Origin of the sequence: Magnetospirillum sp. XM-1 (genome assembly GCF_001511835.1) — a bacterium.
GTDB lineage: Bacteria > Pseudomonadota > Alphaproteobacteria > Rhodospirillales > Magnetospirillaceae > Phaeospirillum.
Genome location: NZ_LN997848.1, coordinates 4,284,941 through 4,309,595, shown reverse-complemented (window position 1 = coordinate 4,309,595; position 24,655 = coordinate 4,284,941). Strand labels below are relative to the sequence as shown.

Sequence of the window (24,655 nt, the reverse complement as noted above, 5' to 3'; positions counted from 1 at the left end):
GGTGGTCAAGGACCAGTTCGCCGGAGCGGGCATCCAACACATCCTGACCGGCTCCACCCATTCGCCCACCGTCAGCGTGGCGAGCTCGCTCTCGGGCGGCACCCTGAGCGGCACCGCCGGCGACGACATCTTCGCCTTCAATTCCGCCGTGACCACCATGATCGGCGGCAGCGGCGAGGACGTGTTCTTCGCGGGCGCCGCCGATCAGGTCATCTACGGCGACACGACCATCGCCAGCGGCACCGGCAGCAACAGGCTCAGCTTCACCTACCTGACCGGTCCGGTGACGGCCTCGCTGGATTCCGGTACGGCGACGCTGACCGGCGGCGGTACCTGGCACAGCAGCTTCTACGACATCGACGAACTGGAAGGGTCGAGCGCCGCCGACAACCTGACCGGGCGCACCACCGGCTGGTCGGGCCTGGAAGGCGGGGCGGGCAACGACGTCCTGACCGGTTCGGCCACCGGCATGGTCGTGGCCAGCTACAAGCACGCCGGGGCGGGCGTCACCGTCAATCTGAGCGGTGCCACCTGGAGCGGCGCGTCCTCAGAACGGGGCATCGAGTCCTATTACGTCAACGGCGTCCTGACCTCGGGCACCGACACCCTGAACAACATCCACGGCGTCAAGGGCTCGGCCTTCGCCGACAAGATCAAGGGCGGCGACGACACCGCGTCCGGCGTCTACTATGACCTCGCCGGTGGCGGCGGGGCCGACACCCTGATGGCGGGCGCCGGCAGGACGAACTTCCGGGTCGGTCTGGCCGACGGCGCGACGGTGACCGGTGGAGCGTCGTTCGACACCGTCGCCTTCGAGGACTTCACCTCGGGCACGCTGAACAATGCGGCCGCCTTCGCCCATGTGAGCGGTGTGGAGGGCCTTCGCCTGTCCGCCGGCACCGCGGCCCTGGCGGTGACGCTCGGCGCCACCGCCGCCGCCGATGGCGGCATCACGCAGATCGACGCCTCCGGCAACGGCACCGACGTTTCGCTCAACGCCTCGGCCCGCACCGGTGCGGTGACCCTGTCGGGCGGCCTTGGCAACGACACCCTCACCGGCGGTTCGGGCAACGACGTCATCAACGGCGGGGCGGGGACCGACGCCGCCGTTTTCCACGGCAATCTGGCGGGCTACCGCATCAGCGCCGCCAACGGCGCCATCACGGTGACCGACACCGACATCACCAACGGCAATGACGGCACCGACACCCTAAGCGGGGTGGAGACGCTGGTGTTCGCCGACCGGACGCTAAGCCTTTCGACGTCTGTCACCGGCGCCCCCGCCATGGGGGCGGCCAACCAGGTCAACCTCACCGTCGCCGATGTCCAGGACGTCTCCAAGGTGTTCCGCCTGGCGGACGGCGGCTATCTGGTCACTTGGCAAAGCTTCGGCCAGGACAATCCCGGCCAGTGGGGCTCGATCGCCCAGCGCTACACTGCCGACGGCAGCAAGGTGGGGGGCGAGTTCATCGTCAACCAGACCGTGGCGGGCGAGCAGCGGGACGCGCAATTCACCCAGTTGACCGATGGTAGGATCGTCGCCGTCTGGCACAGCGACAACCAGGCCGGCAATCCCAGTTGGGGTGTCTATGGCCGGGTCTTCGACGCCGGTTACCCGCTTACCGGCGCGGCCGGAACCGAGTTCGTGCTCAGCGTCAACGGCAGCGCCTCGACCCTGAGCGGCATCCAGGCCTGGCCGTCGGTGACGGCCACGTCCGACGGCGGCTTCTTCGCCACCTGGCTGAGCGACAGCTTCAACGGTACCGCCCTGGGCGGCCAGTACACGTTCGGGCAGCGCTTCAATGCCGCCGGAACCCCGGTTGGAGCGCAGCTCCAGATTTCCGACGCTCCGGGCGGTTATTTCGTCAAAGCCGCCGCCACCTTGACGAACGGCGACGTCGTGGTGGGATGGGAAGCGGCCGACGGCAGCTCCAACGGCCTTTACGCCCGGGTGGTGGACCGCGACGGCAATCTGGGTACGCCGTTCCAGATCAATTCCCAGACCACGGGGCAGCAAGGCGGCGGGCAATTGGTGGCCCTGGCCAATGGCGGCTTCGCCGTCGTCTGGCACAGCGACCCCGGCCTCGACAACGCCTTCGACATTTATTGCCGGGTGTTCACGGCCAGCGGCACGCCGGTCAATACTCCGGAAATCCTGGTCAGCACCACCAGCAACGGTTGGCAGGGCTGGCCGTCGGTCGCCGCCCTGCCCGACGGCGGATTCATGGCGGTGTGGGACGATTTCAGCTCGGGCGTCAACCACTACGTCCGCGCTCAGCGTTTCGATGCCGCCGGCCTGAAGGTCGGCAGCGAGATGCAGCTGACCACGGACAGCGCGGCCGGGTATATCAATATGTCGGTGGCGGCCCTGAACAGTGGCGACGTCGTCGTCTCGTTCACCAAGGTGGGAAGCGGCGGCAACCAGGACATCTTCACCAAGCTGCTGTCCAGCAACGTCCTGACCGGTTCGGCCCTGGCCGACACGCTGGACGTCGGCAGCCGTTTCGCCACCATCGACGCCGGCGACGGCAACGACGTCATCAAGTTGAGCGCCGCCGACCTGGCGGCGGCCACCACCGTCCTGGGCGGCAACGGCGCCGACACCCTGATTCTGTCCGGCGGCGGCACCCTGGGACCGTCTCAGCTGGCCAAGCTGGGCGGGGTGGAACAGCTCAACCTGACCGGTTCGGGAACGTTGGGGCTGTCGCTGGGGGCGGGCACCGGCCTTGCCTCCATCGATGCGTCGACCACCACCGGCACGGTGGCGCTGGACGCCTCGCAGGTGTCGACCGGCATGACGCTGGTCGCCGGCGGCGGCGTCGCCAGGATGGCCGGCGGGACGGGTAGCGACACCCTGATCGGCGGCAGCGGCAACGATGCCTTCGACGGCGGCGCGGGCAGCGACCGGGTGGTCATTGGCGGCGCCATGGCCGGGTATCAGCTGGGCGTGTCCGGCAGTTCCGTGAAGGTCATGGACGTCAACACCGTGGACGGCAACACCGGCACGGATTCCCTGCGCGGCGTCGAGACGCTGCAATTCTCGGACGGGACGCTGACCATCAGCGGCGGCACGGCGGTCACCGCCACCGGTGCCGCCAGTCAGGTCAACACCACCACCGGCGACAATCAGTCCCTGCCGGCGATTACCGTGCTGAAGGGCGGCAACTATCTGGTGGCGTGGCGCAGCGACGCACAGGACACCGATTCCGCCGGCACCTACGGCCGGATCTACGATGCCAGCGGCCAGCTGCTGAGCGGCGAGATCCGGTTCAACCAATACTTCACCGCCGACCAGTGGGGCGTGCAGGTGGCGCCGCTGAACAATGGCGGCTTCATGGCCGTCTGGCACAGCGGCGGCCAGGATGGCGACAATTACGGCGTCTACGGCCGTATTTTCGGGGCCGACGGTGTCCCCGTCGACAACGAGTTCAGGGTCAACAACCAGGCGGCCGGCTGGCAGGGCTGGCCGTCGGTGACGGAGCTGGCCAACGGCAACATCGCCGTCGTCTTCACCGCGGCCGAAGCCTATGGCGGCCAGACCTTCACCGGCGAGAAGCTGAACTGGGCGAAAATCTACAACGACACCGGCACCACGGTGGTGGCCGAGTTCCCCGTTTCCCTGTCCAATGCCACCATTGCGGGCGACGATCCGCATCCGGTGGTTGCCTCGCTGGCCGATGGCGGTTTCGTGGTGACCTGGATGGCCAATGCCGGCAGCGACAGGAACATCGTCGGACATCGGTTCTCGGCCAACGGAACCTCCCAGGGCGGCGATTTCGTGATCAACGCCGTGACCGCCGATTCCCAGATGGGGCAGCAGGTGGTGGGGCTGGCCGGCGGCGGCTTCGTCGCCGTGTGGCAGAGCCTTGGCCAGGACGGCGACAATTACGGCGCGTTCGCCCGGGTGTTCGACGCCAGCGGCAACCCGCTGGGCGGCGACATCCAGGTCAACGCCACCGGAGCCGGCTGGCAGGCCTATCCCGCCGTGACGGCGCTGCCCGACGGCGGCTTCCTGGCGGTATGGGACAGCCATCCCGCCAACGGCACCGACTACACCGTCTATGCCCAGCGCTTCGACGCCCAGGGCGGCAAGCTGGGGACCGAGTTCGCGGTGACCAGCGACGCCTATGCCGGCGAGCGCCATCCCATGGTGACCACCCTGGCCGACGGCAGCGTGGTGGTGACCTGGACCGGGGCCGACGCCACCGGCAGCGGCGTGTTCTCGCGCCACTACACCATCGACTACGCCACCATCACCGGCGGCGCGGGCAACGACACCATCTACCTGGCCGGCGGCCATGCCAACGTTCTGGACGGCGGCGCCGGGCTCGACCGGCTGGTGGGCGATGCGGGGGCCAATACCTTCAAGCTGAACGATCTTTCCAGCGGCGACACGGTGACCGGCGGGGCGGGCGACGATTCCCTGGTGCTGTCCGTCACCGGTACCGCCTCGGTGAGCATGACGGATTCCGCCTTCACCAATGTGAGCGGCATCGAGACCCTGGACGTGGACGCCATGACGGCGACCACCCTGACCCTGGGCACCAATGCCACCGCCGCCGGTATCGGGTTGCTGGACGCGGCGGGCTCCAGCGCCGGCGTCACCATCAACCACGCCAGCGGCACCAACACGCTGTATATCTTCGGCGGCACGGGCAACGACACCATCACCGGCTCGACCCTGGCCCCCGGTGCGGGGGACGTGGTGGACTTCAGCTACGCCACCGGCGCGCTTTCCGTCAACCTGTCCACGGGAACCGCCTCGGCGCTGGGCGTCGGCACCGACACGCTCAGCAACATCCATGCGGTGGTGGGCGGCAATTTCGGCAACACCCTGATCGGCTCGTCGGGTTCCGACATGTTCTTCCAGGTGGCCAATTCGGTGCTGGGCGCCAACAACACCTTCATCGGCGGCCAGGGATCCGACACCCTGATCCTTGGGTCCACCGTCGATCTGCGGGGCGCTACCGTGTCCGGGATCGAGGTCATCGATTCCCTTGCCGGTGGGCTCAACCTCACCATGAACATGTCGCAGCTGACCAGCTGGGCGCAGTCCGTCCAGACGGAAGGCAGCGGCATCTCCGTCATCAATTTCGGCACGTTCTCCCCGACCTCCCTGACCGTCAAGATGGATGTGGCGGGCAGCCTGAACGGTCTGATCAGCAACAGCCAACTTGCTTTCGCCGGTACCCTCGAACGCCTGGTCATCGATGGATCGGCCTTGGGCACCGCGCTCAACCTGAGCGAGGACGCCAATTCGGCGCCCGCCTTTACCGCCCTGGGCGGCAGCGGCAACGATACCCTGACACTGACCCAGGCGGCTTGGCTGGACGCCAACGACACCCTGAATGGCGGTGCCGGGTCGGACACCCTGGTGCTGGCCGCCGGGACCAACGACATTTCCGCCGGCACGGTGAGCGGCTTCGAGACCATCACCGCCGGCTCGGGCACCACCAGCCTGACCGCTTCCATGGCGCAGCTTTCGGGCGTCACCCTGAACGGCGGCGGTGCCGGGGCCTCGCTGACCCTGGGGGTCCAGTTGGCCGATGGCGGCGCCACTTTCGACGCCAGCAGCCTCAACCTGGCGAACTGGGGGGCAGAGGACGCCCTGCGCGTCACCGGCGGGGCCGGCAACGATTCCATCACCGGCTCGGTCCAGGGCGATGTCTTCGTGCTGAGCGGCGGTATCGACAGCATTGACGGTGCCGGCGGCACGGATATCCTCGACCTCAGCGCGTTGACCACCGGCGTGACCGTTGACCTGAGCAGCGGTACGGTGATCACCGGCAGCGGCACCACCACTCTCACCTCGGTGGAGGGCGTGGCCGACGGCCAGGGCGTCGATACCTTGACCGGCTCGGTCGGTAACGACCTGTTCCGCCTGCATGGCGGCACCCACGAGGCCGATACCATCAGCGGCGGGTCCGGCAACGACACGGTGCAGATTCTCTCGAGCGGCGACCTCAGTGCCGTGAAGTTCAGCGGTATCGAGACCCTGGCCATCGCCGGGGAATACGCCACCGTCACCACCAGTGCCGGCCAGTTCGGGGCGGACCTGCCCACCTCGCTGGTGTTGGATTCCATAGGCCTGCCCAACGGCAGCCGGCTGGAGATCGACGTCACCTCGGGCGCGTTCAGCACCACCGGCTTCACCTATGCCAGCTGGGGCGCGCTCAGTAACTGGAACAGCCCAGACGGCAATTTCGTCAAGCTGAACGCCTCGTCCGCCTCGGGCGCGGTCACCCTGACCGGCGGCACCGGGGCCGAGTACATGTTTGGCTCCAGCTTCGACGACACCATCCAGGCCGGCCAGGGCATGGACAAGGTCATCGCCGGCGGCGGTAACGACACCATCCTGCTCTACGCCAATGATTCGGTGAGTGGCGAGAGCATCGACGGCGGCACCGGCAATGACACCATCTTGCTGCAGGGCGGCAACAATCTGCGCGGGGTGAGCATCACCGGCGTCGAGACTCTGAGTCTCAACGGCTATAGCGCCTTCATGGATGTGGCATCCGTTCCCACATCCACCTTCTCGGTGGTGGCCGGGGCGGGGGTCGACACCTTCGCCCTTTACGGCGACGAGACCATCGGTACCGATTTCCGGAGCAAGCTGGGCTACCTCGCTTTCACCGGCTTCAACGGCGCCGGCGGCGACCGGATTTCCTTTGTCGGCGGTTCCGGCAACGACGTCCTGAAATCCACCCTCAACATGGATGTCCTGTCGGCGGGGGACGGCAACGATACCCTGATCGCCACCGGCGGTGCCGACACCATGCTGGGCGGCGAGGGTGACGACGTCTTCGACTTCACCGTCAGCACCCTGAGCGTGGGGACCAACTCCTCCATCGACGGCGGCAATGGTTACGACACCCTGCTGCTGAGCGGGACCGGCCTGTCGGGGATGGGGTATTATAACTTCGGCGGCAGTTATCTCACCCAGATCACGGGAATCGAGAAGTTCCAGCTGGGCAGCGTCGCCAATTACTACTTCGACGGCGGCGTGCTGAGCGGCCAGACCATCGAACTGGCGGGAACCAGCGCCTATACCCTGACTCTTCAGGGTTCGGCCACGGTGATGGACATTTCGCACTTCACCTTCACCGGCACCCAGCCGACCAAGGTGAACTTCACGGTCACCGGCTCGTCCGCCGCCGATTACACCCTGGTGGGCCATGACGGCGCCGACAGCATGTCCGTCGTCACCTCGCTGACCGGCAACCACACCTTCATCGGCGGGCTGGGCAACGACACCATCACCGGCAGCACCCTCAGCGCGAACGATATCGCCGTCTATGCCGGCCCTGCCGCCGGCTACCGCATCGTCGGCGGCGCGTCCAGCATGGTGGTCACCGACACCGACACGGTCGGCCTGAACGAGGGTACCGATACCCTGACCTCGGTGGATGTCCTGCGTTTCAGCGACACCACTTTAGGAATCGCCGGCAGCGATACCAACCTCACCGTGACCGGCGGCGTGGGCGGCGACACCTTCACCGTCGGGGCCGGAGTGGTTTCGATCGAGGGCGGCAGCGGCACCGACGTGGTCACCCTGGCCCATGCCACCAGTGCCAACACGGTGCTCGGCACCAACGGCACCACGCTCACCGCCGTGGTGAGCGGCGTCACCACCACGCTCACCAATGTGGAGACCCTGGTCCTGTCGGACGGCGTCAGCATTCAGGCCGGCTCCACCTCCATCATGGGCGGCAGCGGCAACGACGTCATCACTCTGGGCGGCGGCTTCACCTATGCCGATGGCGGTCTGGGCAACGACACCCTCACCGCGACGGGCGCTTCGCCCGTCACCCTGGATGGCGGCTCGGGCTCGGATACCCTGGTGGGCGGCAGTGGCAACGACCTTCTCCGGCTGTCCGATTTCAGCGCCGGCGATTCGGTCGATGGCGGGGCCGGCAGCGATACCCTGAAGCTGACCCTGTCGGGTACGGCGGCGCTGACCATCGGCACGGCGGCCCTGGCCAATGTCCACAATGTGGAATCCCTGAGCCTGCAGGCGACGGGCGGGCCGGTTTCCCTGACGGTGGGAGCGGGGGGCTTCAACGCGGTTGACGCCAGCCTCAGCACCGCCAACGTGTCGTTCAACGCCTCGGCTCTGGCGGGCGGGGCGACGTTCGCCGGCGGCAGCGGCGCCGACACCTTCGTCGGTGGCGGCGGAATCAACACCTTCTCCATCCAGGGCGCGGCCAACACCACCATCGCCGTCAGCGGCGGCACCACCACGGTCACCAAGAACGGCGGCCCGGCCGACACGCTTTCCGGCAGCAACATGTGGGTGGATTACGGCGCGGGCGACCATGTGTCGATGAATTCCGGCGCCAGCCAGATCATTGGCGCCTTTGCCGACGACAATCTGGTGGTCGGAGCCGGGGTGAGCTATGCCGACGGCAGCTTCGGCAACGACACCGTCACCCTGATGAGCGGCGGCCAGACCCTGGCCGTCGATGGCGTCGAGACCCTGATCGGCGGCACCGGCGACGACAAGGTGACGTGGAACGCCATGTTCACCGGCGGCTCTATCGATCTGGCCGGCGGCAACGACACCCTGATTCTCACCAATCTCAATGCCAACACCCTGTCCGACGGGGCCTTCGCCAACGTCCACGGCGTCGAGACCCTGACCCTGGCGGGCGGGCTGTCCTCGGCCTGGCTCAACCTGGGCGCCCAGGCGGCGGCGGCGGGAATCGCCACCCTGAACGCCTCGGCCGCCACCGGCACGGTGAGCGTCGACGCCTCGGCCATGGGGACGAATCTGACCGTGCTGGCCGGCAGCGGCACCACCAGCGTGACCGGCGGCAGCGGCACCGGCGACGCGGTGGGCCTGCAGTTCGCCGAAAGCGCGGCCACCATCAGCGCCACGGGCAGCACCCTGTCGGTGACGGGCGGCGGCTCGGTTTTCGCCTCGGGTGTCGAGCAGTTGCGCTTCAGCGACGGCAAGACCCTGGGGGTGACCACCACCGGCGGCACCATCACCCTGACCGGCGGCAGCGGCGCCGACGTCCTCAATGTCGGCCAAGGCGTCAGCAGCGTCGATGGCGGGCTGGGCAACGACACCATCACCTCGCAGATCACCGGCGGCACCATCGTTCTGGACGGCGGTTCGGGGTCGGACACCCTGATCGGTGGCACGGGCTCGGAGATTTTCCGCCTGTCCGATTTCAGCGCGGCCGATTCGGTCAGCGGCGGGGCGGGCTCCGACACCCTGACCCTCAGCTTCACCTCGGGCGGCGTCATCGCGGATGGCGCTTTCGCCAATGTCCACGGGATCGAGTTCATGGCGGTCTCGGCGAGCGGAATCGCCGCGTCGATCACCATGGGAAGCAACGCGCTGAATTCCGGCATCCTGGCCGTCGACGCGGCCTTCTCCACGGCGGCCGTCACCCTGAACGCCCTGGCGGATTCCGCCGTGCAGACCCTGATCGGCGGTTCGGGGGCCGATACCCTGATCGCCGGCAGCGGCGGCGACACCCTGACCGGCAATTCCGGGGCCGACGTCTTCACCTTCAGTTCGGGCACCGTCTCGACGGCGGCGTCCACGGCGGTGATCACCGACTTCGTCGGCGGCACCGACAAGATCGATCTGTCGGCCGGCGGCGCGCTGACCTATGTGCAGGCCATGCCCTGGCAGGGCTCGGCCGCGGCCACCGCCGCTCTGCTGAGCGGCCTGGGCGGCGGCACCCTGGTCGGCTTCATGACCAACGGCGTCGACGGCTGGCTGGCGGTCAAGGGCGGCACGCTGGACGGCACCCTGATCAAGCTGGCGGGCGTGACCACCCATCCGGCCCAGGCCGACATCACCGGGGTCACCGGCGTCTATGGCGGCGCCAATCCCACCCTGATCGCCGAGCATCAGGCCGTGGCCTTCAACGGCCACAACAACCTGTCGTCCCTGGCCAATATCAGCACCCAGACCGACAACGTCACCATGGAAGCCTGGGTCAAGTGGGACGGGACCAATCACGGCAACATCCAGTTCATCGGCTATACCGGTAACGGCTCGACCAGCGGCTATGGCCTTTATGCCAGCACGACCGGCAACCTCGGCTTCATGGCCGCGGGAAATCTGGTGTCCGATCCCTCCAGCGCCCAGTTGATCGCCGGCAAGTGGCAGCACGTGGCGCTGGTTCGTACCAACGGGGTGTTCAGCATCAATCTGGACGGCGTGCCGTACGGAGTTTCGGGAGCCAGCGTCGGCGTCAACGCCATCAATGCCGGTGCGGACCGCACCTATGTGGGCAACGCCGGCAACGCCGGTAACGAGGGCTTCCACGGCGAGATCGCCGATTTCCGCCTGTGGAACACGGCGCGCACCGACGCCGAGATCGCAGGTTCCATGAACCGGGTGGTCACCAGCAGCGATCCCGATTGGAGCGCGCTGGCCGCCTATTGGCGCATGGATGCCGGAAGCGGCACCACCATCGCCGATTCCTCGGGCCACAACTATGCGGGCGTGTTCAATGGCGGCGGGCTGAGCGGCCCGGACCAGGCCCAATGGATCGACGACGGGGCGTTCGCCCTGTCCAACACGGTGAACGGGCATGTGCTGGTGGATTCGCCCCTGCCCGTGACCCTGACCATCGCCGGCGGGGCCCAGGCTCCGACCGAAGGCAACGTGGTCCTCAATCAGGCGACCGGGACTTGGCAGTACACGCGCAGCAATTACCTTGCTGCCAGCGACCGCTTCGTCGTGGTGGCCGACAACGGCTTTGGCGGCGTCACCCAGCAGACCATCACCCTGTCGTTCAACGACCAGCCGGTCCTTGCCGGTGGGAACGTGAGCGTGGCCTCCATCAGCGAGGACCCGGTGAGCAATTCCGGCATGCTGGTTTCGGCCCTGACGGCCGGCCAGGTGACCGACACCCTGATGGGGACCAGCCACGGCATCGCGGTGACCAATGCCTACAGCCCCAATGGCATCTGGCAATACAGCCTTGACGGTGGCGGAAGCTGGGCCGCCATGGGCAATACGCTGGCGCCCGCTTCGGCCCTGGTCCTGGATGCCGCGGCCAAGGTGCGCTTCGCGCCCAGCCCGAATTTCAGCGGCAACGCGACCTTCACGTTCACGGCCTGGGACGGCACCGACGGCGCGGTCTCCGGCAGCATTCAGAACACCTCCATCTATTCGGGGACGCTCAGCCCTTATTCCAGCAGCCAGGCCACGGCCAATATCGCCGTCACGCCGGTGGAAGACCCGCCGGTGTGGCAGGGCGCCATGGTCGGCGGCTCGACCGTGACGTCGTTCGCGGTCGCCAATAGCGGGGCCGCCACCGGCAATCTGCTTGCATACGACCCCGACATGGACGCCGTGACCTTCACCCTGTCGGGCAGCACCAAGACCGCCCACGGCACCGTGACGGTCAACGCCAACTCCTTCAATTACCAGGCCGACGGCGCCTATGTCGGCAGCGACACCTTCGTCGTCAACGCCAGCGACGGGCACGGCAACGTCGTCGCCCAGACCTTTACGGCCAATGTGGGCTATGACGGCCACACCATAGCCCTGGCTCCGCCGTCCCTGACCATGGGCCAGTCGGGCACGTTTACCCTGAACGAGGCCTATCTGCGTCCCATGGACGGCATCCAGGTGGGCGATTCCAAGCTGGTCTACACCCTGGGCTCGGTCCCCGGCGATGGCACCTTGCTGAAGAACGGGGTGACCCTGGCGGCCGGCGGCACCTTTACCCAGGCCGACGTCAACGCCGACCTGATCAAGTACGTGGCGGCGGGCACCACCGGCACCTCTTCGTTCAACTTCACCATCAGCGACGGCGTCGGCGGCACCATGGCCTCGGCCAGTTCGGTGTCGTTCACGGTCAACGCCACCAACGCCGATCCGGTCCTGACGGTGGGAACCTCCGTCTTCGCCGGCCGGGGCAGCGTCTTGAACATTCAGTCCGGCACCATGGGGCTGAACGCCACCGATTCCGATGGCGGCCCGGCGTCGCAGCTCAGCTATATCGTCACCGATACCCCCGATCACGGTGCACTGGTGATCAACGGCCGCGTCCTCGCGGTGGGCGACGCCTTCAATGCCAGCGACATCAATGTCGGCGGCACGTTGGGCCTCAACTACTACAACGACGGTTCGACCTTCACCTCGGATTCGTTCCAGGTGCGTCTCAGCGACGGCCAGAACACCCTGGCGCCGCAGACCGTTTCCATCTACGTGCAGCCCGTCAACCAGGCGCCCGTGGCCGGAACCGGCGCCGGTTACGCCATGAGCGTGAACGACAGCTTCACCAACGCGCTGACCGTCAATGACGGCGGCAAGCTGGCCTTCGACGACGCGGTGACCCTGGAAGCCTGGGTCAAGCCGCAGACCTCGGCGACTCTTGACCAGATGCATGCCGTGGTGGCGCGCGGCGTCACCGGCGGCGGTGTCGAATACGGCCTGTTCGTCAAGGAAGGGGCCACGGCCGGAACCTACACCCTGGTCCCGGTGGTCGGCGGAAGTGCGCTGACCGTCACCGGCGCCACCACCTTCACCGGCACCTGGCACCACGTTGCGGCCAGTTTCGACAGCGCCGGAGTGGTGACCCTGTACCTGGACGGCGCCGTCTACGGCACGGCCACCATCGCCGCCGCGCCGCTGCCGGTCAGCGACAACGGTTCGCTGGGCATCGGCCAGCCCATCGGCAATCTCGGCTACCCCTATAACGGCCAGATCGACGAGGTTCGGGTGTGGCACGGCGTGCGCACCCAGGCAGAGATCGCCGCCAACATGAACGCCGAACTGCATGGCTACGAGTCTGGCCTGTCCGGGTACTGGCGTCTCGACGGCACCATCTCGAACGCCGTGGATTACAGCGTCAACGGGCTGCCGACCACGGGCAGCGTGGTTCCCGTCATCGCCGAACACGGCGGTCCCACCTTCACCGTCAGCAATGACGGCACCTTAAGCGGCACCCTGACCGGAACCGATCCGGACGGCCAGACGCTGACCTATTCCATCCTCAACAGCGGCACCATCAGCGGCCAGCCCAGCCACGGCGTGCTGACCCTCGATCCCGCCACCGGCCATTTCGTCTACACCCCGGATTACGGCTTCTACGGCACCGACAGCTTCAAGTACACGGTCAGCGACGGCAGCCTGACGTCAATGCCGGCGGTGGCCAATCTGGTGGTGCAGAGCCCCGGCAACCACGCCCCCATGCTGCGCGGCCTGTCGGTGGACAACGACGCGGCCTATCTGAACGGCATGGGCGCCTACGTCGCCGGCCCGCTGCTCAAGGAAGAGACCGGCAACTTCACCCTGGAAGCCTGGATCAGCACCCGCGACAACACCAATGGGACGCAGATCATCGTCGGCCAGGGCAACAGCACGGCCGGCGGGATCGGCACCTTCGCCCTGGCGCTGGTCAACGGCAAGCTGACCTTCCTGTCGCCGGACACCTATTCGGCCAGTATGTGGACGCTGCAGGGCAGCGGCACCCTGAACGACGGCCAGTGGCATCACGTGGCCGTGGTCCGCGATGATGGCGTCTACAGGCTTTACGCCGACAATCAGGTGATCGACACCGTGGTGGTGGCGACGCCTACCGCCCAGCCGGCGGCCACCGATCTGATGATCGGCGGCATGCACAGCGGCGGCCAGGCGGTCGACAACACCACGACGTTCCGCGGTCTGATCGACGACGTCCGGGTCTGGGAGACGGCGCGCACCGGCGCCGAAGTGGTGGCCGGCAAGAGCCTCGAGCCCAATGGGGCCGAGACCGGCCTGCTGGGCGCCTGGGCCTTCGACCATGTAAGCGGGTCCGGGCTGGTTCAGGCCGTCAACGCCGCCGGGCCGGATCTGGTGCCGGTCGGCAACGCGTCCATCCCGGATGTCATCGACAGCCAGGCCATGCATTTCAACGGCACCAACGGCACGGTGTCGGCGTCGGGCGTCAACCTGAACGGCAGCTCGTTCACCCTGGAATTCTGGGCCAACCGGGCCGCCGCCACGGCGGAAGACTTCGCCCTGTCGCAGGGTACCGCCGGCGTCGCCGGCCAGGGGCTGCATTTCGGCTATCTCGGCTCCAATCAGGTGGATTTCACCTTCTGGGGCAACGACCTGATCTATACCGACAGCGGCAGCAACGCCGGGACCTGGGTCCATTGGGCGGCGACCTACGACGCCACCACCAAACTCATGGCCATCTACAAGAACGGCGTGCTGGTCGCCTCGCAGACCTCGGCCTACGACTATACCGGCACCGGCAACCTGCTGATCGGCAACAAGTTCGGGTCCGTGACCTTCGGCGGCGACCTCGCCGACGTGCGGGTGTGGAATGCCGTCCGCACCACCGCCGAGATCAAGACCGACATGGGCCCGGCCATCGCCGGGACCCAGACGAACCTGTTGGGCTCCTGGACCATGCAGGACGACCAGATCGTCAACCTGTTCGGCTCCACGGTCGCGGTCAGCGGCAGCGTCACCGCCGCCGAAGGGCCGCCGACGGATTCGCCCACCGGCGCCGACCATTTCTCCACCTTGGCCGGTCAGGCCGTGCATGGCAGCGTGCTGACCTACGACCTGGAAGCGGGCTCGACCCTCACCTTAAGCACCTCGGCCACGCCGACTCACGGCGTGCTCGCCCTGGGGGCGGGCGGAACCTTCACCTATACGCCCACCGCCGGTTATGTGGGGGGCGACGCCTTCACCTTGCAGCTCAGCGACGGCACCACCAGCACCACCAAGACCTACTCGGTGGACGTGGCCAATCCGGTGAGCGTGGCGGGCGCGGCCGAGCGCACCTCGGTGCTGTTCGCCAACGGCACCGGCAAGGCGGCCAGCATCCAGCTGGCCGGCGAGGATTTCGCAGGCCAGCAGATGGCCGTCGAGTTCGACGTCAATCTCAGCGGGACCGGGACCCAGACGCTGTTCAGCCTGGGCGCCGGCACCATGGCCGTGCTGAAGGCCATGGTGGACAACACCGGCCATCTGGGCCTTTACGTGGACCGGGACGCCAGCGGCAACGGGATCAATCCGGCCGGTGGGCCGACCATTACCGCCTCGTCCTGGCATCATGTGGCCATCAACTATGATTCCGGCGTGGCGCGGCTTTATGTCGATGGTGATCTGGCGGGCATGGCCATCGACAGCATGGGCGGGACATCGGGCCTGACCTCGCTGTCGTCCATGGTGGTCGGCGGCGAACTGACCGGCGGGACCATGTCCTCCAAGGGCATGTTCGACAACCTGAAGATCTGGAACACCACCTTGACCGCCGCCCAGGTCGAGGCCGGCAGCGTGCTGGAGGCCGATCGGACTCCCGGCCTGATCGGCCAGTGGGACTTCGACAGCGACCATGGCAGCGGGACCGGCAACGACGTGGATTCCGAGGCCTACCTGAACCTGGGCAGCGCCGGTCACATCGGCGCGCCGCCCATGCGGGGCGCTCATGTGGATGCGACCCACAGTGTGATCGTGGACGTAGCCGGGACCGGAACCGCGCCGATCACCTACGAGGCCTGGTTCCGGACGACCGATGCTTCGGGGACGATTCTGTCCTTGGGCAGCACCGGCAGCACGGGCGGCGCGGCGTCGCTGGCCATCGCCGGTGGCCTGGTCGGATTGCAGATCTCGGGCGGCAGCGGCGTGTTGTCCGCCACCACCGTCAATGACGGCTTGTGGCACCACGTGGCGGTCACCGTCTCGGGGAATACGGCCACGGTCTATGTTGACGGCGTGCTGGACAACGTCAACACCTCCGCCACCGCCGTCAACATCAGCGTGGCGGACGGCTATATCGGCCGCAGCGTCGATACGGGCACGCCGGCGGCGATCACCGCGGACATCGGCGAGGTCCGGGTGTGGACCGAGGCCCGCAGCCTCGACGAGATCCAGTCCAACATGAACGCTGATCTCAGCGGGCACGAGGACAACCTGTTCTGCTACTGGAAGCTGGACGAGGGGACGGGGACCACCGCCTACGACATGACCGGCGGGACCAACGGCACCTATGCCGCCGGGGCGAGCTGGCTCACCAGCCAGCACGTGGACCTGATCGACAGCGACCGCCAGACCCAGGCCTTCACCTTCGACGGGGCCAAGTATCTGAAGGCGGGCGACACGCTCGACCCCGGCGCCGGCGCCTTCACCATGGAAGCCTGGGTGAACCGCGACGCCGCCACCGCGTCCGGCGATTTTGTCATCCTGGCCAAGGAAGGGGCCGGTTCGTCCGAGCCCGGTATCGCCCTCTATCTCCACAACGGGATTCCCACGCTCAGGCTCAACGGCGTCGACATCTTGCAGGCCGGCACCACCACCGCCGGCCAGTGGAGCCACATCGCGGTCACCCGCGGCGGCGACCAGTACACCCTGTACATCAACGGCCAGCCGGTGAAGAGCGTCTCGGCGCTGCAATCGGACGTGTCCAACGATTACAGCCTGACCGTCGGCGGCCGCAGCAATCTGGCCGGCACCGGCCTGGATTCCAGCACCGCCTTCAAGGGACAGATCGCCGATATCCGCCTGTGGAGCGTCGAGCGCAGCGCCGAGGACATCTACAAGGAGATGCCCGCCAACGACGCGGCGGATGACGGCCTGATGGCGTCCTGGACGGGCACCGGCCTGACCGATTCCTCGGGCAACGGCCATGATCTGGTCCTGCCCGCCGGCGTCACCAACGTGGTGCAGAACGCCGGCACCCTGCAGACCTATGACGACGGCATCAGCATTCCGCGCGGCGGCCAGTATCACGGTGCCCTGGTGGCCCATGACGAGACCGGCGCGGCCATCACCTATAGCGTGGGCGCCCAGCCGGCCAACGGCGCCGGCACGGTCAGCATCTCCTCCGACGGCAGCTTCGTCCTGACCACCAACGGCACCTTCGAAGGGCTGAGCAGCTTCACCCTGGTGGCCACCGCCAATGGCGTGTCCACCAGCCAGACCGTGGCGTTCATGGTCGAGGACCCCACCGAGATCCTCGGCGCCAGCCAGCACATGGGCCAGCTGATCCTGGACGGCACCGACCACGGCACGGTGGCGGCCCAGGGCAACGTCACCTGGCTGGGCTCCGGCGACTTCACCATGGAGGCGTGGATCAACCCCGCCAGCCTCAGCGGCACCCAGTCGATCCTGTCCAAGTTCATGGGCACCCAGCACATGACGCTGGAACTGGTGGGCAACCAGCTGAGCTTCGACGTGGCGTCCAATACCCAGTACGGCAACATCACCACAATCGGCGCCGGCCTTGTCGCCGGCCAGTGGGCCCATGTGGCGGTGAGCAATACCGGCGGCACCCTCCACCTCTACGTCAACGGCGAGGAAGTGGGCACCACCCATTCCTTCAACGGCAGTTCGGTGCCGACGGCCAATCTGGGCTTCACCACCTCGTACAATCCCACCAGCGCCGACCTCTGGGTGGGCCAGACCATGACCGGCGGCACTCTCACCGCCGGGTTCAAGGGGGCCATCTCCGACGTGCGGCTGTGGGGCTATGGCCGGTCCGGCTATGACATGGAATCCAGCTACGATCAGGTGCTGGACGGCAATGAATCCGGCCTGATCGGCTATTGGAACGGCATCGGCGGGACCGAGGACCTGTCGGGCAACGGCCATACCCTGGACCTGCCGGTGGGGGCGAGCGCCGGTTCAAGGGCCATCATCGGCCAGCATTTCGACGGTGTGGCCCATGCCACGTCGGGCGCGGCCGTCGCCCTCGGCAACCAGACGGTGTTCGCCCAGGTGCGCACCTCCTCGACCGCCGCCGGCGATATTCTGGCAACGGTCAACACGGCCGACGGATTCCGTCTCCAGATGGGCGCCGACGGGCATCTCATGCTGACCGAGGCCGGTTCCACGGCCTCCACCACCTGGGTCACCAATACGGTGACGATCAACGACGGTGCCTGGCATTCGGTGGGCTACACCTACGATGCCACGAGCATGACCGCCACCCTCTACGTCGATGGTGCGGTGGCTGCCGCCACCGCCACGCCTTCGGGCGGCGGCGTGGCGACGGGGCTGAGCATCAATCAGGCATTGACCATCGGAACCGGCTTCGCGGGCGACATCGCCGACGTCCAGGTCTGGCAAACCGTTCTGTCGGGCGGCCAGCTGACCGGCGCGCCCAACGCCATTCCGCTCAGCAACGACAGCGGGTTGGCCGCCTATTGGAGTCTGGACGAGGCCAGCGGCTCGGGCACCCTGAGCGGCATCCAGAGCAACGGCACCGTCTCCGCCACGGTGAGCGGCGGCACTCTGACCCGGGTGCAGACCTGGACCCATCCGCAGCAGGCGGTGATGTCCATGGTGCCGGAGACGGCGCTGGACTTCTCGGCCAGCAGCGGCATCAGCGTCGGCAGCGCGCTCGGCCAGGGCAACGGCTCGTTCTGCTACGAGGCGTGGTTCCGCAACGACGGCTCGGCCAATACCCAGAACATCTTCTCCATCGCCGGCGGCTCCGGCTTCGCCGTCTATATCGGCACCGACGGCAAGCTCCATCTGGGCATCGGCGGGACCAGCGTCGCCTCGGCGGTGCCCAGCGTCAACGACGGGATCTGGCACCACGTCGCGGTCAACATGGTCAGCGGCGGCACCTACGTCATCTATATCGATGGCCGGCCGTCGGCCACCGGCACGCTGCCCGCCTACAATTTCAGCGGCAATCTGGTGATCGGCGCCGACGGTTCCGGCAGCGCCCATTTCAACGGCGAAATCGCCGAGGCCCGCGTCTGGAACTCCACGCTCAGCGGCGTTCAGGTCCTGGGCGCCATGAACAGCGAGCAGCTTGGCGGGACCCAGGCGGGTCTGGCCGGATACTGGCGTCTGGACGAGGCCCCGGTGGCCGGAACCGTCCAAGACGCCATGGCCGCCAATCATGACGGCACCGTGGTCAGTGGTTCCCTGACGGTGACCCGCAACGACGCGCCGCTTTACGACGACGCCATCCACATCCAGGTGGGCGCGCCCTATCACGGCACGCTGGACGCCATTGCACCGACCAGCGCCAATGGCGCGGTCACCTGGGCGGTGGGCACCTCGCCGACCCATGGCGCCCTGGCGGTCAATCCCGACGGCACCTTCACCTATACCCCCAATTCCGGTTGGCAAGGCGTCGACACCTTCAACGTGGTTGCCACCGGCAGCGATGGCAACACCACCACGAAGATGCTGACCATCCGTACCGACAGCCCGCTGGATCTGGTGGGATCGAGCGCGGCGAACGGAGCGCTGCAATTCTCCGGCGACCATTATGCGTCCGCCAACAGCATCGTCCTGACCGGCTCGTCGTTCACCTGGGAGTTCTGGGCCAACAAGGCGATCCAGACCACCGGCACGGCCCAGACCGTGCTGACCCAGGGCAGCGGCGGAACCGGCGGGAACCTGTTCGTCGGCTTCGACGCCGCCGGCGTTCTGCGCTTCTCGGTGGACGGCAGCAGCGGCGGCACCGCGGTCACCTACAACGCGGCTGGCGACGTGGGCGGCTGGCATCACTGGGCCGGCGTCTACAACGCCACCAACAACATGCTGGTGCTGTACCGCGACGGCGTGATGGTGGGCAACGTGGTGACCACCAACGACTATAACGGTGCCGGCACCCTTTACCTGGGCGGCTCGCCCGCGTCGGGCGGCAGCTTCGTGGGCCAGCTGGACGGCGTGCGCCTGTTCAACGACGCCCGCACCCAGTCGGAGATCTACAACAACTGGCACCGGACGGAATCCGTCTCGACCGACCATCTGATCGCCGATTGGAGCATGGACCGCGTCCAGACCGCGTCCAGCGGCAAGCTGATCCTCGACGGGTCGGGGCATAACAACAGCCTCACCCTCAATACCGTCATTTCCGACATGGCCGGCAATCACGGCCTGGTCATGGCGACGTCGGGGACCAATCTGTCGACCATCGGCGGGCACAGCAGCGTGGCCGTCGGCTCGTCCGGGCTGGTGGCCGCCAATGCCGCCACTCTTGGGACCGGCACCGGCGCCTTCACCTACGGCGCCTGGGTGCGGACCGCCAGCGGCACCCGCCAGGACATCCTGGGGATCGGCAATACCGCCGCCAATTACGCCGCCGCCATGTTCTCCATCGAAAACGGCTACCTGAAGCTGGATGGCGGCAACCTGTCGCCCCTGCTGTCCAACGTGGCGGTGAATGACGGCAACTGGCACTACGTCGCGGTGACCTACGACACCACCAGCCATTCCGGCGAGGGCTACGTCAATTTCTACGTCGACGGCGTCGCCCGGGGCGGCGACTACACCGCCGACCTTTCTTCGCCGTCGACCCACGTCAACCTCAACATTCCCACCAGCGGCACCACCGCGGCCATGGTCGGCGGCAATCTCTCCGCGCCCGCCCAGGTGTTCGGCGGCAATCTGGGCGAAGTGGCGGTGTGGAACACCGCCCTGAACGGCACCCAGCTGCAGACCGCTTCCACCTTTGGGGCGGCCGCCGTTTCCAACACCAATCTGCTGGCCGACTGGACCATGGCGGCGACGGAGACGCCGCTTTACGTCGCCACCCTCGGCAAGGTCGCCAGCTTCAACGGGACCAGCAGCGCGATCCATGTGACCGACACGTCGCACATGGATTTCAGCGGCGATTTCACCATCGAGACCTGGTTCCGCCAGGATTCCCTGTCGGGTTCGGCGGTCAAATCGCTGATGTCGGCCCACGCCAGCGCGGGCGACAACGCCACCGCGCTGTTCAATCTGCAACTGAGCAATGGCCAGCTGTCCTTCTTCATGGGCAACGGCAATACCGGCAACCAGGGCTACGGCCTGGCGCTGTACGGTCCGGCGGTGACGCTCGGCACCTGGAACCACGTGGCGGTGAGCGTCCACAACAACGTCGCCACCATGTACGTGAACGGCGTGGCGGTCACCACCGCCAATGGCGGGCTGTCCTACGACTTCGACGCTGGCCAATATGTGGCCAACGCCAATCCGACCTTTGTCGGCAGCCGTCTGTCGGGTATCTCGACGTTCGATCTCGGCTACTACAACAACGGCACGGCCCAGTACTTCGCCGGCGCTCTGTCCGATGTTCGGGTGTGGGACCAAGCCCGTTCGTCATCGGAGATTTCCACCTATTCCGGCATTCGCCTGACCGGCGATGAGGAACATCTGGCCGCCAATTGGCGCCTGGACAACATCTCCAGCGGCTCGGCGCCCGACACCGCACACAGCGGTACGGGAACGGCCACCTCGGTGTCCACCACGGGCGCCAAGGCATCCCTGTTCGACGACGTGGTCACCACCCGCGAGGATACGGAACTCCGCGCCGGATTGTTCGAGACCGATCTCACCAATTCCGGCCAGCCGGTCTGGGCCACCATCGCCCAGGGTCCGCAGCACGGCACGCTGTCGCTGACTGGAACGACGGTACTGGGGACCACCACCCTTTCGGCCGGCTCGGTGTTCCTGTCGGGCGGCACGCTCTCGCCCGGCTCGGGCGGCTATGTCTACAACCCGGACGCCAATTACTTCGGCTCGGACTATTTCGTCGTCGCCATGAACGACGGCAGCGGCAACCTCACCTACGGCACCGTGGGGATCGGGGTGCGCTCGGTGCGCGACGAGCCGACCATTTCCGGCCTGTCCAACTTCAGCGTGACCGAGAACGGCAGCCACACCCTGGGCCTGCAGGTGTCCGACGAGGTCGGCTCCCTGGCCGGCGAGACCATGTCGGTCACCCTGTCGGCCAATCACGGCGGAATCGAACTGGTCAAGACCGGCGGCATCACCTTCGCCACCAATACCGTCAACGGCGAGCATACGGTCACCTTCACCGGCACGCTGGACCGCATCAACAACGCGCTTGCCAGCGCCGTCTACCATGCCGACCCCCTGTGGACCGGCGGCGACACCGTGTCGGTCAAGGTCAGCGACCCCTATGGCGGCGAGACCCTGTCCTCGACGGGATCCATGGTGGTCAGCCTGTCGGGCTCCAACAACATGGCGCCGGTGATTATGCCGGTGCGCGGCTTTGGAACGCTGGGCAGCGCCAGCGCCCACATTTCCACCGGGGCGGTGGCGAGCACGGCCGTCAGCAACGTCACCCTGGAGGCCTGGGTCCGCGAGGATAGCGGTTCCGCCAATGACCAGGCCATCATCGCCAACGGCGATACCAGCACCACCGGCTATGGTCTGTTCATCAACGACACCACCGACAAGCTGATGCTGATCGTCGGCAATCTGGGCTTCCACGAATTCAACGTCACCCTCAGCCACGGCAAGTGGCACCATGTGGCGGCGGTTCTGGAAGGCACCACCACCTGGAAGCTGTATGTGGACGGTGCCCTGGCCGGCACCTGGGCCGGGGCCCCGGCGGCGACCGTTCCGGTCGGCAACACGTATATCGGCAGCGACGTCAGCACCACCAACGCCCTGCAGGGCGCCATCACCGACGTGCGGATATGGAACACGGCGCGCAGCCAGTCCGATATCGTCGGTTCCATGAGCACCTACCTCACCGGCGGCGAAGCCGATCTGGTCGGATGGTGGACGTTCGAGAACGGCACGGTTGCGACGCCCAACTTCGCCTCGGCCGGGATTTCGGGAGGGGCCTCGGTGACGGGCGGCGCCGCCATCGTTTCGGCCTCCAGCCTGCAGGCCATCGTGGGCGGCGGCGCCGTTTCGGGCAGTCTGGCGGCCTTCGACGTCGAGGGCACCACGCTGACTTACCACCTCAGCGGTTCGCCGACCGTGTCGGGGGCCACCGAGACCCTGGTCAGCAGCTATGGCACCGTGTCGCTCAATACGGCGACAGGGGCCTACAGCTACACCCCCACCTCGGGGCAGACCGGGCTGGACGTCATCACCTACACGGTGACCGACACCGCCGGGCGGGTTTCGACCCGCACCATCCGGGTGTCCGAATACGACCATCAGCGGGCCTGGACGGGCACGGGCTTCCAGAGTTGGGAAACCGCCGCCAACTGGGGCGGCACGCTTCCCGATGCCGGCGCCTTGGCCACCGTCACCAACGGCACCGTTTCCCATATGACCGGTACGGACACGGTGGGTGGCCTGCGTCTGTCCTCCAACTCCAACCTGATGCTGCACGGCGGCACGGTGGCGCTGAGCGTGGGGGGCGGAACCGACACCACCTCGACCATCAACATCGCCGGCGGCACCCTGGCGCTGAACAACAGCGCCATGACGTTCAGGGATCTGGGCTGGTTCAACTTCAGCTCCGGCGGCCTGACCGGCGACGGCACGTTCATGACCTTCGGCTCCACCTCCCTGGCCGGGACCGGAATGACGGACCGCATCGACGCCAAGCTGGTGCTGACCAAGGGCGCTTCCATGAACGGCGGCACGCTTACCGGCAGCGGCAGCCTCAATCTGGCCGGCGGCACCCTGGCGCTGACCAGCACCGGCAACGACATCGGCGTGGCCTTCCAGAACGCGGCGGCCACCTTGCTGCTGGTGGCGGGCAATTCCTTCAACACCACGGCGACCTTCGAACACGCCTTCGACAACCTGGGTACGGTCGAACTGCAATCCACCGGCCCCGGATCGGTCTCCCTGGCGGTTCACGACACCCTGACCAACCACGGCACCATCCAGGCCGATGCCGGGGCCAACTTCACCTACGGCATGTCCGCCGACGAGTTGATCAATTACGGCGTGATCAAGGTGAACGACGACTTGAACCTGACCGTCGGGACCTTCGACAACCACGCCACCCTGACCCTGACCGGCAACACCACGGTGCTCACCGTGTCCGACGGCACCGGCCTCGGCCATGCCGTGTTCGACAACTCCACCGGCCGGGTCGAAGGCTTCGGCACCCTGAATGTCTGGGATGCCGACTTCGTCAATCACAGCTACATCAGCCCCGGCACGTCCGGCGTGGCCGGAACCCTGACCATCGCCGGCGACCTGACGCTGGCCGACGATTCCCATCTGCTGTTCGATCTGTGGCAGGGGAGCGCCGACCAGCTGTCGGTCTATGGCTCGCTGAGCCTGGGCGGCGTCATGGACCTCAACAGCCACGGCATCATGTCGGGCACGATCGGCCCCATGACCCTGATGACCTGGGGCACCGGCAGCCTGTCGGGTTCGTTCGACTCGGTCCAGGGCATCGATTACGTCGACAGCAATGGCAGCGGCTGGATCTGGGACCCGGTGATGTCGTCCACCAGTCTGACGGTGACCGGCCACACCGCCTCTCTTCTGGGCAGCAGCGGCTATTACAGCGGCAGCACCCAAGCCGATTACGTCATCGGCAGCGGCAACAATCAGGTGGTCCACCTGAATGGCGGCGACGACGTCTATGTGGGCCACGGCAGCTACAACACCGTCGGCGTCTCGGACATGAACTTCGACTTCCTGGACGGCGGCGCCGGCGGTGGCAACACCTTGCTGTGGGAGAACTTCAACGGCAACCAGTTCGACCTGTCGTCCTTGTGGAAGAACGCGCTGCAGAACTTCGACGTCCTGGACCTGAGCCACGCCAGCAACAACAGCGCGGTCCTCGACCTCGCCCATCTGCAGTCCATGCTGAACGGCACCAACGCCGTCACCGGCACCAGCAACGCCCTGGTGGTGATCGGGGCCAACCAGGTCACCCTGGCCGACAGCGGGTGGAAGGCCAGCGGCTCGGCCGAGCTGGTGGTCAACGGCCACCAGGACAGCTACACCCAGTATTCCAATGGTGATACCCACGTTTACGTGGAGAACCACACCCACGTCGGCTAG

General features: G+C 67.0%; 1 protein-coding gene (only partly in view). It reads left to right on the top strand.

What is annotated here, in order from left to right; all coding sequences use genetic code 11:
• Positions 1-24,655, top strand: partial view of a LamG-like jellyroll fold domain-containing protein gene (locus tag XM1_RS19830; RefSeq protein WP_068436541.1) — the 3' portion only. Its footprint begins 10,916 nt before the window's first position; only the last 24,655 of its 35,571 coding nucleotides appear in the window; the start codon falls outside the window, past its left edge; it ends in the stop codon at positions 24,653-24,655.